General features: G+C 36.3%; 13 protein-coding genes and 2 pseudogenes. 3 read left to right on the top strand and 12 right to left on the bottom strand.

Features of this window, described 5'->3' with window-relative positions; genetic code table 11:
* Nucleotides 1–381: 381 nt before the first annotated feature.
* Nucleotides 382–669 carry a hypothetical protein gene (locus tag MKX69_RS07475; RefSeq protein WP_002324669.1) on the bottom strand — a complete coding sequence of 96 codons (288 nt, stop codon included), beginning with the start codon at nt 667–669 and terminating at the stop codon, nt 382–384.
* A 133-nt stretch (nt 670–802) separates the two neighbouring features.
* Here MKX69_RS07475 and MKX69_RS07480 point away from each other — a divergent pair, with 133 nt between their 5' ends.
* Nucleotides 803–1,471, top strand: coding sequence for a YitT family protein (locus MKX69_RS07480; RefSeq protein ID WP_002297002.1), 669 nt, complete (start codon nt 803–805; stop codon nt 1,469–1,471).
* Nucleotides 1,472–1,593: 122 nt separating this feature from the next.
* Here the strand turns inward: MKX69_RS07480 and MKX69_RS07485 are convergent, their stop codons facing one another.
* From MKX69_RS07485 to MKX69_RS07500, 4 genes and pseudogenes are all read right to left on the bottom strand, one after another.
* Nucleotides 1,594–2,502, bottom strand: a complete 909-nt coding sequence (locus MKX69_RS07485) for an IS982-like element ISEfm1 family transposase (RefSeq protein WP_002295743.1) — start codon at nt 2,500–2,502, stop codon at nt 1,594–1,596.
* A 314-nt stretch (nt 2,503–2,816) separates the two neighbouring features.
* Nucleotides 2,817–3,557 (bottom strand): hypothetical protein, encoded by a 741-nt coding sequence (locus MKX69_RS07490; protein ID WP_341009585.1) that lies wholly within the window; start codon nt 3,555–3,557, stop codon nt 2,817–2,819.
* Nucleotides 3,558–3,698: 141 nt separating this feature from the next.
* Complete coding sequence (locus MKX69_RS07495) at nt 3,699–4,646, bottom strand: LacI family DNA-binding transcriptional regulator (RefSeq protein WP_002289258.1); 948 nt, start codon at nt 4,644–4,646, stop codon at nt 3,699–3,701.
* A 128-nt stretch (nt 4,647–4,774) separates the two neighbouring features.
* Nucleotides 4,775–5,284: pseudogene (locus MKX69_RS07500) on the bottom strand (alpha/beta fold hydrolase); the annotation flags it as partial.
* 79 nt (nt 5,285–5,363) lie between these two features.
* Between MKX69_RS07500 and MKX69_RS07505 the strand changes: the two are divergent.
* A protein-coding gene (locus MKX69_RS07505; RefSeq protein ID WP_094850654.1) for an IS3 family transposase occupies nt 5,364–6,490 on the top strand; the annotation gives its coding sequence in 2 pieces (ribosomal slippage) (nt 5,364–5,592 and nt 5,592–6,490; 1,128 coding nt in all).
* A 34-nt stretch (nt 6,491–6,524) separates the two neighbouring features.
* Here MKX69_RS07505 and MKX69_RS07510 read toward each other — a convergent pair.
* A pseudogene (locus tag MKX69_RS07510) lies at nt 6,525–6,896 on the bottom strand (IS30 family transposase); the annotation flags it as partial.
* A gap of 174 nt (nt 6,897–7,070) precedes the next feature.
* Between MKX69_RS07510 and MKX69_RS07515 the strand changes: the two are divergent.
* Nucleotides 7,071–7,703 carry a hypothetical protein gene (locus tag MKX69_RS07515; RefSeq protein ID WP_002289266.1) on the top strand — a complete coding sequence of 211 codons (633 nt, stop codon included), beginning with the start codon at nt 7,071–7,073 and terminating at the stop codon, nt 7,701–7,703.
* Nucleotides 7,704–7,836: 133 nt separating this feature from the next.
* On the opposite strand, the gene MKX69_RS07520 is transcribed toward MKX69_RS07515, so the two are convergent.
* The 6 genes from MKX69_RS07520 to parC form a co-directional block, all read right to left on the bottom strand.
* The gene (locus MKX69_RS07520; RefSeq protein WP_002296999.1) at nt 7,837–7,962 is read right to left on the bottom strand and encodes a GNAT family protein; all 126 of its coding nucleotides are present in this window, start codon (nt 7,960–7,962) and stop codon (nt 7,837–7,839) included.
* A gap of 158 nt (nt 7,963–8,120) precedes the next feature.
* Entirely contained in the window at nt 8,121–9,002 is an 882-nt protein-coding gene (locus MKX69_RS07525; protein WP_341009589.1) for a DUF1803 domain-containing protein, read from the bottom strand.
* 181 nt (nt 9,003–9,183) lie between these two features.
* Nucleotides 9,184–10,110 (bottom strand): manganese-dependent inorganic pyrophosphatase, encoded by a 927-nt coding sequence (locus MKX69_RS07530; protein WP_002339399.1) that lies wholly within the window; start codon nt 10,108–10,110, stop codon nt 9,184–9,186.
* An 84-nt stretch (nt 10,111–10,194) separates the two neighbouring features.
* A complete protein-coding gene (pflA, locus tag MKX69_RS07535) occupies nt 10,195–10,956 on the bottom strand; it encodes a pyruvate formate-lyase-activating protein (RefSeq protein WP_341009592.1) in 762 nt (253 codons plus the stop codon).
* 243 nt (nt 10,957–11,199) lie between these two features.
* A complete protein-coding gene (gene pflB, locus MKX69_RS07540) occupies nt 11,200–13,431 on the bottom strand; it encodes a formate C-acetyltransferase (protein ID WP_341009594.1) in 2,232 nt (743 codons plus the stop codon).
* A 276-nt stretch (nt 13,432–13,707) separates the two neighbouring features.
* A complete protein-coding gene (parC, locus tag MKX69_RS07545; RefSeq protein ID WP_341009596.1) occupies nt 13,708–16,158 on the bottom strand; it encodes a DNA topoisomerase IV subunit A in 2,451 nt (816 codons plus the stop codon).
* Between the last annotated feature and the right edge of the window lie 31 nt (nt 16,159–16,189).

The following is a 16,189-nucleotide window of genomic DNA, read 5'->3' on the forward strand; positions in this document are numbered from 1 at the left end:
CATTTCTTTCCTTTTTCCCAACTAACTTGTCTTGCCTTAACCTTACAGCACGAACAAAAAAAAGAAAAAAATACCTCTAAATATGCTGACAAAAAAAGAATCCAAGCAACAAAGTCGGATCAACTTTTTGGTTCTCGTTTTTTCACTACGAATACCATAAAAATCTATACGAAATTGTCACTTGGAATCAGCTATATCTTTTTTACACACACAACTTTTATTTTAATAAAAAGAAACAGCCAATAAAGTAGAAATCTCGTGGGGGAGAACACCTTTATTGGCCTGTTCAACGAATATTATACTGTATCATGACACTTTTTTGCCAAAAATGTAAAAAACGGTTGTTTTGACATCATAAACGTCTTGTTTTCTTATTTTTACTTATATCACCACTTTATTTTCTATCTCTTTCACTCCATAAAGCGGAATGAGTTCTTCTTTTGACTGATAATAAACAGCTTTCTCACGGTTCTTCATCAAAAAAAGAAAGATGTCTTTCATAGCAAGTGGTGCTTTGCCGTGTTCAAATAAAAAGATAAATTGATTTGCTTTATTTATCTGGACCATTGTCACAGGCACCAGTTTTTGTTCTTGAGCCAAAAAAACTCCTTTATACTCTGTTTTTTTGGGTGATTTTGTAAGAATTGTCAATAAGTCTGCTGCTCGCATTTTTCCACTCCTTATTTGATAAATAAAAAGAAACAGCCAAAAATAATTTTTTTTCATTTTCCTCTTGAAGTAAGAGTATAAGTCAGTATAATAAAGAAGTTGCTGAAAATTTTCAAAAGAAAAGAGGCTAGAAATGAAAAAATTAAATTTATTTACAGAATTGTGCGGAATCATTTTAGGCGCAGGAATCTACGGATTAGCTGTGACAGGAATCAATATTCCATCTAAGCTGGCAGATGGTGGGGTTACTGGTATTGCTTTGCTTTTGCATAATCTTTTTGGATTCGCTCCTTCTGTCACTTCACTGCTTTTTAATTTACCTTTATTGCTTATCTCATTGTTTCTTTTTGGAAAACACGCTTTTCTCCGGACGATCGTCGGAACATTTGCGCTAGTTTTCTTTTTACATTTATGGGAGAGCCTTCATATACATTTTGCTGTAGATAGTCTACTGATCAATAGTTTGATGACAGGTATTCTTTCTGGCATTGGTTGCGGTCTCGTCTTTCGATTCGGCGGAAGCACAGGCGGAACAGATATCATTTATCAAGCCATTGAAAAATATTTTCATATTAAGATTGGCAAAAGTCTTTTCTTGATTACTTTTGGTATTTTAGTTGTCTCCTTGCTTTATTTGGATCTCACACATTTTCTGTATACATTACTTAGCTGTTCTATTCTATCTTATACATTGAATAAAGTGAAGTATCTGGAAATTGGATCTGTTTTGCCCCAATTGGAAGCAAAACAGACTACAGAAACATTTGAACCACTTGATCCTCTTGAACAGTTAGAGCACTGATTCTTATTTTTCACTACTTTGTTTAATTTACAGAAATATCATTATGTAAACTAAAATGATATTATTCAGTAAAATCTTCTTTATAAAAAAATAAAAAATAAAACCCGTGGTGCTAGTTAATTTTAATATCCTAAAGAATATCTCAAAGTTCCTTCAAAACGTCGTTGTGCTCGACTTAATAGAACACTGTAAGCCAGTAATATGCTTTCAAATCTACTCTCTAGCCCTTTAACAGAACGTGAGTTGAAATTTTGACAACCTAATTTTTCTAAGGAAGAAAAAACAGTCTCAACTGTTTTTCTTTGTTTTCCAAGTAAGCTGTGGTCTAGTTTTTCTGATTTATCCATGTTTTTACGTGGCGGAACGGATATAGTAATGCCCTTAAGGGCAAGCTTTTCATGGATTTTATGGCTAATATATCCTTTGTCCCCTAGGATATTGGGAAGATTCGCTTCTTCCGATAAAGTCTCTAACACTTTCACGTCATGGACACCTGGATTCGTGATTGAGTAAGTAATCGGAAAGCCAGTCTTAGTAACGATCATATGAATTTTAAGACCATAAAAATAAGATTTTTTTGTTGAGTTATAGCCAACTTTGGCTATTTGATTCAATAGTTTTGCTTGTCTATTTCTAACTGGTTTACATAATGGACTAGGAAAACTATCTATAATTCCGACTAGTTCACCTTTGGTGAGCTTCTTGATGAAAAAGTATCGAATAATCTTGATAGTGTAAGCTAAGTTTGAACTTAAGCGAGTGAATCGACTCCTACTAGGAAAGTCACCATTAGGAAATAAGACGGAACAAACCGCTCTATACGTGGCTCTTTGGCTAGTATAGCCATTAATTATGCCCCATATAACACAAGCAATAATCACTGTATCGCGTTGCTTCAGTTGATCAGTATTTCTTCGGTTTTTAATCTTATCTGGTACACAATTGTGGTATATGTTAGAAACAGTTCTCATAATTTCCTTGAATGTTATAAAAGTATCTGTATAATGTTCAGTATATTTTGATGAACGCATATGTAGTCCTCATTTCTTGGGAGTTTTGAGACTACTATATGCGTTTTTTTGTTGATTTACCAACATGTTTAGACATTTTCCTCTAGGAAAAAATTAACTAGCACCACGGGTAAAATAAACTATTTTTGCAAACGATCTGCGAAAATAGTTTGTTTTTTTATTTTGCCATTATTTTCTTACTTATTGGGAGAAAAAATTCGCTTAAACTCAAAAAAATCTGAGGATACGATATAAACTTTCGGATAGAGTATAAAATAAGGAAACGCCGCAGCGTTTCCTTTCCAACTGTAGCCGAATATAAATTTGTATATCACTTATTTAAAATAGCTATTTTCTCCCAAAGAGTTTCCTTGATCATCGATCAATCCTTGTAATGAGCGTTCTAAGATACCATGGCTTTTTTTCGATTTTTTTTCTTCTGACTGCTTTGTTTCCTCTAACGTTTTTGTTCGATTGAATGTTCGTACAGACGGCTCACCATTTCTTTTTTCTTGATACGGCGTCGGTTCTGTATCGAACAACAGATAAGAGTCATCCGTTTTTTTCATCGATTCGATTAAATGATCCTCAGAAATTTTGCTTTCTCTAGGGTCTGGGATAATCGATGCGGGTACATATTTAGGAACAAAATAAGAACGCTCCCGCACCTTCGTGTCAATAGATGCGTTTCGTGTAGTATGCTTGGACTCTGTCCTTGTTTCACTTTGTCTGACAGAACGAGAGGAATCACCAAAAAGTTTTTTTCGTCCTGTCGATGTGATTTCTGATTGGTAATGGCCGGTATAATCCGGTAATTTTCCTTTATGCTTTTCCAAATTTTCCTTACGCGGAGCTGACTTCAATCCATTTGTTGCACGACGCTTGCGACGGATTTTCTCGGTGTTCGTGTTCGTGAAATGAAATTCTTTCATCTGCTCAAACGGGGACTGATTCTGTTCAGTCAAAAGATCTTCTTGTCCGTCAAATAATACTCGCTTCTTGTCGTTGGTTAATTTTACGCCTAATTCATCATCGTACGCAGGAAAACGGAAATGTTTTCGTCTGATTTCTTTCATTCAAACCATCCTTCTCAAAAATGGAACTTTTCTCAATAATAGCACAGATTCATTGTTTTCAGTAGCAATGCGCTGATTATTTTAAGAAAATAGCGATGAATTTCATAAATATTTTCATAAATATATATATAGTAATAAGACTTAATTCGTTGTCTCTCTGATAACTAGTTCAGGAAAAAAACGACGATAACCTTGACTCGCCCCTTTTTCTTCTATTTTTTTTAACAACATTTCTCCACATACTTCACCCATACGTATAATATCTTGCTTGATCGTTGTCAATTTAGGTGAACTGATTTGGTCTAAAAATACCCCATCAAATCCAATCACACCAAATTCTTCGGGCAAGTGTCCTCCAGCATTTATAATCCCTCTTACTGCTCCTAGTGCTAGCCGATCTGAACTACATACAAAACAAGTTTTATCTGTAAAATCTGCCCAGTTTTCTGTCATATATCTTTCTACTTCTGTCGAATGATTTGGAAACCGCAAGATTTTACTAGGAAGATCAACTTCCTTCATCACAGATAAATAACCAGTTTCCCTTGAAATTTCAAAAGGCTCGTCCACTTCGATACCGATATAAATAATCGTTTGATAATCTCTTTCTAAGGCATATTGCGTTGCTTTTGCTGTACCATATTCATTATCGCTGTCTACATAATCATATCCTTCAGAATTTTCCCCAAACAAGACAACTGGTTTTTCCAAACGATCGATCCAATCGAAGTCTTTTTTTCTGACACCTGTGATGATGTATCCATCACAAGAACCGACGTCGAAGGCATCATTTGTAACTAATTGGAGAGAATAATGCGCTTTACCGATCCGTTTAGCGATTCCCATCAGCAAATTCATGTAATAGGGCTCAGTTGTGTCGATTTCTTCCAGTATAAATAATTTGATGATCTGCGACCGATTCGTGACAAGTGCTTTTGCAGCAATATTTGGACGGTAATCCAGTTCAGCCATTGCTGAGAAAACTAACTCTTTCAATTCGTCAGTCACCTGTTCCGGATGATTGATGACTCGAGAGACCGTCATTTTTGAAACATTGGCACGTTTTGCAACATCTGCTAAAGTGGGCATGCTCTCTTCCTTTCTAACATGTTGTCATTCTTACTATCAATTATACCAAATTTTCCTAACAGAGTTTATTATAGCCCAAAATAAAAAACGGAAAATCCTCTATCGTCATGAGTGATTTTCCGTTTCAATTATTTATACTTTTTTATCAAATTTTTTGCTAAAAAAGTGGAAGCTTCTTCCATTAGTGGTATTTGTACCATATGTCGCTGTGTTTTTGAGGAACGAAAAACAATTTCTTTTCCGTAAGACTTATGCCGATTTTTTTCTACAAATCGTTCCGTTTGTATATAAGGAATTTTTTCGTCAGCTTGTCCATGCCAAAAGAACAGAGGACGTCCAGCTAACTTTTCCGGCTGCAATGACAAATCATAGCTCTTAACCCATGAAATCAAATCAAAATAGTCTTTTGGTACGACATAATTATATTCCGATGCGCGCCTTACGATTTCTTTTCCATATTCCAAAGGTGCAGGGGAACCCATCAAACACACGCCCGCTACTATATGAGGATGTTTAGCCAACAAGGCGCATGTTGTCATTCCCCCCATCGAAACCCCGCCAACTGCAAGCTGATCATGTAGAAGACCTCTTTTTTCTAAATGCTTGATAAGTGTGTCAAATTCAAACAGATTTCCGTATGGTGTTAGTATCAAATCTTAGACAGCTTTTCGTAGAGACAAGAATAAATTAAACTTATCTACGAGAGGATGAATTTTTATGACCCGATATGAAGAAAATTTTAAACAAATGATTGTTGAACTGAATCAAACTGGACGTTCTGTTCGAGGGTTAGCGAAAGAATATGGCTTATCTGAAGCAACGATTTACAAATGGAAGAATTTATATTTACCTGATCAGTCCACAGGACTGACTGGAAAAGAAGTAGCTGAACTGAGAAAAGAAAATGCTCGTTTAAATGAGGAACTTGAAATCTTAAAAAAAGCCGCAGCCATATTCTCTCGGAAAACCTAAATTCGCTTGTTCAATTTATTGAAAAATGGTGTAAGGATTACACTGTTTCTTTGTTGTGTCGGTTATTAGAAATCCCTAGAAGTGTCTATTATTTTTATAAGAATAAACCGTTGACAGCTACAGAAATCAGAAATAATAAGTTGAAAAAGAAGATTTCAACAATTTTTTTTACGAATAAACAACGCTATGGTGCCACAAAGATCCATCAAGTTTTATTAAAAGAAGGGATTTCAGTATCTCTTAAACATGTCCAAAAGCTAATGAAACAATTAAATTTAAGGTCGATTGTAGTTAAAAAATATAGACCTCAAAGGTCTAATAAACCGATCATTTCAAAAGAGAATCTCTTAAATCAGGACTTTTCTACTGAAACGATCTGTGAGAAATGGGCAGCTGACATTACGTACATTCCTACTAAGAAAAATGGTTGGTGTTACTTATCTTCAATCATGGATTTACACACGAAAAAAATTATTAGTTATACATTTTCAAAACGAATGACTGTGGATTGTGTCATTCAAACATTGAATAAAGCAAAAATACATTATCACATTCCAGAAGGAATGATTCTACACACTGACTTGGGCAGCCAATACACAGCAAGAGAAGTGGAACAATGGCTTAAAACCAACAAAATAAGGCATTCTTATAGTAGAAAAGGAACACCTTATGATAATGCTGGAATCGAATCTTTCCATGCCTCATTGAAAAAAGAAGAAGTCTACACGACTAGCTACTCAGATTTTGAAGAAGCAAATCGAGCGCTATTTAGCTACATTGAAGGATTTTATAACCGAAATCGAATCCATAGCTCGATTCACTATCTAACCCCACAGGAATTTGAAGAATTAGCAAAAGAAAAAATGGCTTAACCGTCTCTACTAAAATGTGTCCAAGATATTGACTCAAATCCAGTGTGTCAATATCAAATATTCCTTTAGAAAATAAACGATAAAGTGTTCTCATACCGCATGAAACAGGTCTTTCTTTTCGCCCGATAATGACGTCAGGCGTCCAACCAAGAGTGACTTTCTCTTTAATGTAATCTACTTCATGAGCAGGTAATTGAATGACTTTTCTACCACATTTTTTCTTATTTTCTTTATACTGGTGCCAATAATCAAGAGCAGTCTTACCTTGCTTGAACTTATTGACTACATTATAAATAGTTTGTATAGCACGTCCCATTCGGTTAGCGATTTCAACCGGCTTATTATGTTGAAGATAATATGATTCTATCATTGTCAGTTCGTCTATGGTAAGATGTTTGTAGGTCATTTATGGTTACACTCCTTTGTTTTCTTTCGTCGGAAATACAATTTGAGTGTACCATAAATGCCTTTTTATTTTTCTAACTTAATTTTACAATTCGCGTTGATTAAAAAACATCGACATATACTCATCAATTTGTTATTATACTTTATATACTTATCAATTTAATTTGGAGATATTATGGAAATTCAACGTAGAACCACTAATTTTTTACATTTAGGCTCTTTTTTTGCAACTTTGACGATCTTATTTTTTCTATGTTATTCATACCTTAAGACCTCACATGCGCCTTCTAGTGCATTAGGCTGGTTGCTTTTGGATCATTCTGATATCACAGAAGCCGAAGAAAATCCGTTTTTTTTGATTTTGTCTTCTCTTTGCGGCTTACTGTTTTCTGTTTATTTCGGTGCCTATTTTTTTCATCGACATCCTGGTACGTTAAACGAAGCTTCAAGCGTATTGATTGCATTTAAAACGTTTTCTTTTTTAGCAATTCTTTTTTATTCGTTTAATCACAATACGCTTTTCTTCTTTATCATGAATGGTTTAGTCGTGATTTTATCCATTTTTACTTATTTTATTTTTTCACTCATTTTTAGCCAATTGAAATGTCCGCTCTTCTTTCGATTAGTTCCTGTCACCTGTTTTATTTACAGCTTGTTTTCCTTTTTTGTCCTTGCTTTAATGCCACTGACCAACCCTTCGACGATCCAAGTCGCAGGAAATCTGTTGGATATGCTCTTCATCGTCAGTCTAGGTGTATTTATGTGGCAAAGAAAAAACAAACAAAATAAAAAGCATTTTGAAGCCTGACTATTACAACTTCATAAATGCTTTTTTAGTTTTAAACACTTCAATCTAAAAGAATAACCCAAGATTGGATAAATTATTAATGACTCGCCATTCGTTTCTTAGTGATTCTGGATCATCAAATGGACTTCCTAATCTAATCAGCTAGTTCTTCCCATAAAATGCCATACTTGACTGAATCATAATATTGATTATTTAAAAATCTAACTTTTCTTATCACTACTTCCTTTGTCATTCCACATTTCTCACCATTTTTTTGCATTCCTTTGTTTCCAGACCATGTAGTGAATCTAATAGGTGGTAGATAGGCAAAATACTCAAATAATTCTTTTAACCATAAAGGAAGAGAAAGGCTCCTCCTGCAAGACTCAGTATAATTTTTGCTTACTGCTCTCTTAAATTTTACGCACTAAAGCTGTTCTATATTGTTCCATATTCTTTGATATAAGAAAATACATGCGGTATAAATTTCTTGCTCAGCTCAGAAAAGATTTGTCGTTTAAGAAAGGCCGTTTCCTCCATTGTCAATGAAGGATCCAATGTTGGTAATTCAATCTCAAAATTGTTTTTTTCGACAATAGGTAATTCTAATGTGAATGATTCTTCTTCCTTTATAGTATTCGTCACAAGTAGAGACTGATGGAAAATACTAGGCCGGCAATTTTTATATTTATTCTTACGTATCCTGTCAACGATAACTTCTATTTGATCAAAAAAGTACGCTTCATTTACGTCTCCAATAAGTTCGGCTAATTCTTTGAATGCCTTCGTTACAGGAAGCTGATTCTTCTGTACAAAAAAGTAATTAGCCAAAGTAAGCGGGAAGTGTTCTATAGAGGAAAGTGTGATAAAACGGTACTTCTCATTTCCTGCAGTTGTCCTCAACAATTCTGTCTCTCGGCTGTTTTTTACTCCATAAAAATACGCTTCTTTCCGTTCATCTTCGAAACAATACGCCCAAATAACTTCTCCCATCGCTAATTTTTGTTCATCAACAGAGAGTCTCTTCAATTGTTCAGCTATGGTTTCAGCAGCCGAAGTGGCTTGTTGCAAGTAATCTTTAGGATCAAATATTGGAAAGTTCAAATGATATCTTCGTTCTTCCCTCTTGATTAATCCTGCATCGATCAATAGATCAAGAAAATGGGAAAATTTATTTTGCGAAAATTCTTTTTTCAATTCTCTTAGAATCGTTTCTTGTTCTCGATGTTCATATAGATAATCGGTCAATGAAGAAAAAAGCGGATCATCGGTCAGTTTTTGATAAAAGTTTTCCTTATTTTTTGAATAATAATAGTTCATATATGTTCTCTTTTCTATCCGTTTTATTTTACTTAAAAGGCTTTTACGTAAAAAGGAGGAAGAACAAGAGTCATAATTGACTGTTATTCTCCTCCATTTCTTCGGCCTTTAGTATGTTCTATGTTTCTTTTTATATCAATCGCTTATCCATTCATTTTGAATGCTTCATACTACCATTTGATTAGCTAAATACAGCCGTCAATTGAGGTACGACTTGTTTTTTACGTGAAACGACACCTTTAAGCAAAGCACGGTTGTTGGTCAAAGTTGTTTGGAAAGCTTCTTCTACTTTTTCTTTTCCTTTACCAGCAACAAGTAATTCTGAATCACTGTCTAAGATGTTTGTGACAACTAATACGAACAGATCGTAGCCATTTGCTTTCATTTCATCTTCCATTGCTGCTTCTAGCTCTGCTTGTCGATCCATCACTTCATTAAGGTCCACTGTATTGACTTGAGCGATACGAACGTTGGAACTGCCCATTGGGAAACTTTTTGCATCCAAATCAAGAAGAACCGCAGCTGATTTATCACTTAGATTTGTTCCTGCTTTCAACATTTCAAGTCCATAAGTGTTTAGATCGACTTCAGCGATTGCTGCAAGTTCTTTTGCAGCTGCTTCATCTTCAGGCGTACATGTTGGTGATTTGAACAACAATGTATCTGAAATGATAGCTGAGAGCATGATTCCTGCGATTTCTTTAGGAATTGTTACTGGGTTTTCTTTATATAGTTTTAAAATAATCGTACTTGTACATCCAACTGGTTCTGCACGATAGTACAATGGATTAGCTGTTTCAAAGTTTGCAATACGATGGTGGTCTACTACAGCTAAAATATTTACTTCGCTGATATCTGAAATACTTTGTTGGAATTCATTATGATCCACAAGCATGACATCTGCATTTTCTGCTTTAGCTGACTCTACTACTCGTGGTGCAGATAGCTGAAAGTGGTCTAATGCGTATTGTGTTTCTTCATTAGGTGTACCTAGAGCAACTGCTTCAGTTTCTTTACCTAATTCATTTTGCAAGTGTGAAAACGCAATGGCTGCCCCGATTGCATCTGTATCTGGATTTTGGTGACCAAAAACTAAAATTTTTGACATGTCATTCGCTCCTTTGTGATTTCTCCTATTTAATAATAGCAAAAAAACGGAAAGAAGCAATACTTATCTTCTTTCCGATGCGACCTATCGCGTTAAATATTTTGTATACTCTTCTGTATGAAGCAATCGTTTAGCATTTTCGACACGTTCTTTTGTAGGTGGTTCGATCCCTTCTAATGGATATTTCAAACCAAGTGTTTCCCACTTGTATTTTCCCATCGTATGATAAGGAAGAATCTCTACTCTGTCTACATTTGACAAGTTTTGAATAAAGTTGTCTAGTCGGATCAAATATTCATCATAATCACTTCGCTCAGGAACTAGTACATGGCGAATCCAAACCGGTTTGTTGATTTTTGACAAATATTGAGCCATTTCTAAAATATTTTCATTGTCCCAATGCGTTAGTTTTTTATGCTCTTCATTATCGATGTGTTTGATGTCAAATAACAGTAAATCTGTATACTTCATCAATTCTTGAAAACGTGAAAAGAAAGGTTCTTCATACGTAAAAGGTTTTCCGCATGTATCCAATGTAGTATGCATCTTCCGCTCTTTTGCTTTTTTAAATAGTTCGATCAAAAAATCGATCTGCAATAGAGGTTCTCCACCACTAACAGTAATACCACCTTTATCTCCCCAGTAAGGTCTGAAGCGTTCTGCTTTATCTAAAAGTTCATCTGCTGTGTATTCTTTCCCTCCGCCAATATTCCAAGTATCTGGATTGTGACAAAATTGGCAACGCATGCGGCATCCTTGCATAAACACGACAAAGCGCAGTCCAGGTCCGTCTACTGAACCGAAAGTTTCGATAGAATGAACATAGCCGATTGTTTTTTCTTCCATTTAAGTTCACATCTTTTCTTTGATTTCATTTTAAGTACAAGTTAGCTGTCGAAGCGAAGCTTTCTGAACAAAATTTTTCGCAATTGCCGCTTCGTTATGTGTAAAATTTACAGGGACGGAACATACAAGTCCTGCCCCTGTAAATCGTTTCTTTCAAATAAGCATACTGATTATTCGATTTTGATGCGATGGCTATTCAACGTCCTTTCGACGCTAAGTCGAAAAACTTTTTTCACGAACTTTTTACATTCTGTCGTGTGAAGTTCTCATCAAGACATCTAATTGTTGTTCTCTTGTCAAGTCACGGAATTTAACTGCATAACCAGATACCCGGATCGTCAAGTTCGGATATTTCATTGGATTTTCCATTGCATCACGCAATAAATCATTACTGAATACATTGACATTCAAATGATAAGCTCCTTTTGAGAAGTATCCATCTAAGACATTACGCAAGTTTTCGATTCTTGTATCTTGTTCTTTTCCAAGACCTGAAGGATTGATTGTTTGGGTATTTGAAATTCCATCCAATGCACAGCCGTAATTCATTTTAGCTGTTGAGTTCAGGCTAGCTAATAACCCACTTTGTTCCGCATTGTAACTTGGATTTGCTCCTGGCGCAAGTGGTTTTCCAGCTTCACGGCCATCAGGAGTATTTCCTGTATTTTTACCGTAAACAACATTTGAAGTAATCGTCAATAATGAAGTTGTTGGTTTTGAGTTGCGGTAAGTTTTATGACGTTTGATTTGTCCCATGAAGTATTCCAAGATCCATGAAACTAATTCATCTGCACGGTCATCATCATTTCCGTATTTAGGGAAGTCGCCATCCACTTCAAAATCAACTGCTATTCCTTTTTCATTACGGATTGCTTTTACTTTTGCATATTTGATCGCTGACAAGCTGTCTGCCGCATGAGAGATCCCAGCAATACCTGTAGCAAATGTGCGTTGCAAGTCAGAATCCATCAAAGCCAGCTGAGCTGCTTCATAAGAATATTTATCATGCATATAATGAATGATGTTCAACGTATTGACATATAGTTCTGCTAACCAATCCATCATATTCATGAAGTTATGTTTCACTTCTTCAAAGTCTAGTATTTCTGATGTGATTGGACGATATTCTGGTCCAACTTGGGCGCCAGTCACTTCATCGACTCCGCCATTGATGGCATATAATAGTGTTTTAGCCAAGTTAGCACGAGCACCAAAGAATTGCATGTCTTTTCCGACAACTGTTCCTGATACACAGCAAGCAATCGCACAATCATCAGAACCCCATTGTTCACGAAGCTGATTATCATTTTCGAATTGAATCGAAGAACTTTCGATAGCGATTCTGCTAGCATATGTTCTGAATCCTTCTGGAAGGTGTTCAGAATACAAAACAGTCAAGTTTGGTTCTGGTGAAGGTCCCATATTTGTTAATGTATGAAGCAGACGGAAATCATTCTTTGTAACTAATGAACGACCATCTAATCCCATACCTGCAATGGATAAAGTAGCCCAGATAGGGAATCCTGAGAATAATTGGTTATATTCAGGTGTACGCGCGAATTTGACCATACGTAATTTCATTACTAAGTGGTCGATCAATTCTTGTGCTTCTTTTTCTGTGATTACTCCATTATCCAAATCACGTTGGATATAGATATCAAGGAATGCTGAGATACGTCCGATTGACATCGCAGCACCATTTTGTGATTTGATTGCTGATAAATATCCGAAGTATAGCCATTGGACAGCTTCTTTTGCATTTGCAGCTGGTTTAGAAATATCATAGCCATATTTCGCAGCCATTTCTTTCATTTGCGCTAATGCACGATATTGTTCAGTGATTTCTTCACGTAAACGAATCACTTCTTCACTCATTGTATGATAACCAGTCATATCATGATCTTTTTTCTTTTGTTCCATCAAATAGTCGATTCCATACAATGCCACACGACGATAGTCACCGATGATACGTCCGCGACCGTAAGCGTCTGGAAGTCCTGTAATGATTTTGTTTTTACGAGCAGCACGCATTTCAGCAGTATAAGCGTCAAATACACCTTGATTATGTGTTTTGCGCCAGTCAGTGAAAATATGTGTCAATTCATCGTTTGGTGTATAGCCATTGCTTTTTAGCGCATTGTTAGCCATATTGATTCCGCCGAACGGCATGAATGCTTGTTTCAAAGGTTTGTCTGTCTGTAGACCGACGATTTTTTCCAAATCTTTATCCAAATAGCCTGCATCGTGTGAAGTAATAGTTGATACTATTTCTGTGTCCATATCATAGACACCGTTACGCTCGAATTGGATATCATTTAACTTTTGCAATTCATCCCATAATTTTTCTGTTGCTTTTGTTGGGCCTTCCAAAAAGCTGTCATCACCGCGATATTCACTGTAGTTATTTTGAATAAAGTCTCTAGTGTCTACGCCTTCTTTCCATTTGGTACCTTTAAATCCATTCCATTGCTCCATTGTATGGACCTCCTAAATTTCTGTTTTATGTAACAGTTTTTACGTGATTAGTATAACACAGCACCCTATCTTTGCAAGGGTTTTCTTGTTTTTTATTTAACAATCTTTATGTTTTATTTACATATATTTAAATCAACGTTGACATACCAACATTTAAGCATTGTGAACACTTTCATCTTTTTTTGCAAACGTATAAGGATTTATTAAAAATGAATGAAAAAGAGACGCCATCTGTATTAATACAGACGTCGTCTCTTCATTAAAATACTACAACAGTTACGACTCGATGAAAATCTCAGGAGCATCGATAACTTCGATGACTTCTCCACCTTTTTTCTCATCCATCGCAAATGATCCATTCGATGTTCGATCACCTATAGGGAAATCAGTTGGGTCAATCGTTAACTGCTGCCCTTTTTGATTCATCAAGGTTATTTCTTTTGATCTTCCTTCCGACATATAGATAATACGGTGCGGATTTTTTTTCAGCTCACGCATGACCGTCACTCCCCGCTTCGCACGTGAAGTTTGGCTGATTTCTTGAGCAAGCATGCGTTTAACAGCTCCTCGCTGAGTAACGATTACGATCGGCGTATCACCTTCTGCTAACACAAGCAGCCCGTTGATAATCCTATCTCCATCTTTCAAATTCATAGACTTCACTCCAGCTGCCTTTGCTCCAACAACGGGAACATCTGTTAAAGGATAGCGCAAACCCATTCCTTGATGCGTTACTAAGAAAACATCTAAGCCTGGCTGATCTTCTTTCAGATACACAGCAATCAGTTCATCTTCTTCCGCCTTTAGCTTCATACAGCTGAGCGGACGGCTCTTATAGGTGCGCCATGGTTCGAACTCTGTCATTCGTGTTTGCTTGATCAATCCATTCTTGCTGATGAATACAAATGTTTTCTCTGCTTGAATTTTTTGATATGGGAAAACAGCTAAAATCGATTCGTCTACAGACAGATTGGAGATTGTTTGAGAAATGTGCTCACCAGCATCTTTCCATTTCAAATCGGGTAGTTCATGGACAGGGCGGTAGATCACATTTGCTTTATTTGTGATCAGAAGAACATGGTCCAATGTACTCAATTCACCTGAGTATAGCAAGTAGTCGCCTTCTCGCATCCCGATTTCTTCTGGTTTGGAAGCACTATAAGAACGAAGGCTTGTTCGCTTCACATAGCCTTCTCGCGTCACACTGACAATTACGTCTTCTTGTGACACTAAGACTTGCGTATCAATTTTGATTTCTTCGATTTCGTCTTCGATTGTCGTTAGACGAGCGGAAGAATAATTTTTTTTCACTTCTCGCAATTCTTTTTTCATAACAGAGAAAAGCTCTTTGTCATTTGAAAGGATTTTATTCAACTCTGTGATTTGCGCAATCAAGCTTTCGGATTCCTTTTGAAGCTCTGTGATATCCGTGTTCGTCAAACGGTATAATTGCAATGTGACAATTGCTTCTGCTTGTTCTTCTGTAAATTGAAAGACGTCGACTAAATTCTTTTTGGCGTCTTTTTTGTCTTTACTTTCACGAATCGTTGCGATTACTTCATCCAGAATCGATAAAGCTTTCATCAATCCTTCTACGATATGCTGTCTTTTTTGAGCTTTGGCTAAATCGAATTGACTACGTTTTGTTATGACTTGCTTTCGATGCTCGATATAACTTCTTAAAATGTCTTTCAGTCCAACTTGATGCGGAGTCATATGGTCGATAGCGACCATATTGAAATTGTAATTGATCTGTAGCTCAGTGTTTTTGAACAAATAATTCAAAATTCCTTGAGCATTGGCGTCTTTTTTCAATTCGACGACAATTTGCAGACCTGTTCTATCACTTTCATCTCGTACTTCAGCTATTCCATCGATTTTCTTATTCAAACGGATCTCATCCATTTTTTTCACCAAGGTCGCTTTATTTACTTCATATGGGATTTCTGTGATCACGATTTGCTGTTTATTACCCTTCATTGCTTCTATCTTTGTTTTCGAACGAAGAATAACTTTTCCTCGCCCTGTTTCATAAGCTTTTTTGATTTCATCTTTTCCTTGCAAGATCCCTCCTGTTGGAAAGTCAGGTCCAGGAATATATTCCATCAATTTTTCAAGGCTCGCTTGTGGATGATCGATCATATAGATTGTGCCGTCGATCACTTCAGCTAAGTTATGAGTCGGGATTTCTGTCGCATATCCAGCAGATATACCTGTCGATCCATTGACGAGAAGGTTTGGGTATCGAGCTGGAAGGACTGTTGGTTCTTTTTCTGTATCATCAAAATTCCACACGAGATCGACTGTTTCTTTTTCGATATCTGCTAGCATCTCTCCACTTAACTTGGATAACCTGGCTTCAGTATAACGCATCGCAGCAGGTGGATCACCGTCCATACTCCCGTTATTCCCGTGCATTTCGATCAGTACTTCCCGCAACTTCCAGTCTTGGCTCATGCGGACCATCGCTTCATAAATACTGCTGTCACCATGAGGATGATAATTCCCCATGATATTTCCGACAGATTTTGCTGATTTACGGAATCCTTTGTCATACGTATTGCCATCTTTGTTCATGGCAAATAATATCCGGCGTTGCACTGGCTTCAATCCATCACGGATATCAGGCAGTGCACGTTCTTGGATAATATATTTGGAATAACGTCCGAAGCGGTCACCCATCACTTCTTCTAAAGTTAATTCTTGTACTTCTTGTCGATTTTCCATCAGGTGACCTCCTATTCTACTTCAAATAACT

Origin of the sequence: Enterococcus sp. FSL R5-0957 (genome assembly GCF_038008005.1) — a bacterium.
GTDB lineage: Bacteria > Bacillota > Bacilli > Lactobacillales > Enterococcaceae > Enterococcus_B > Enterococcus_B faecium.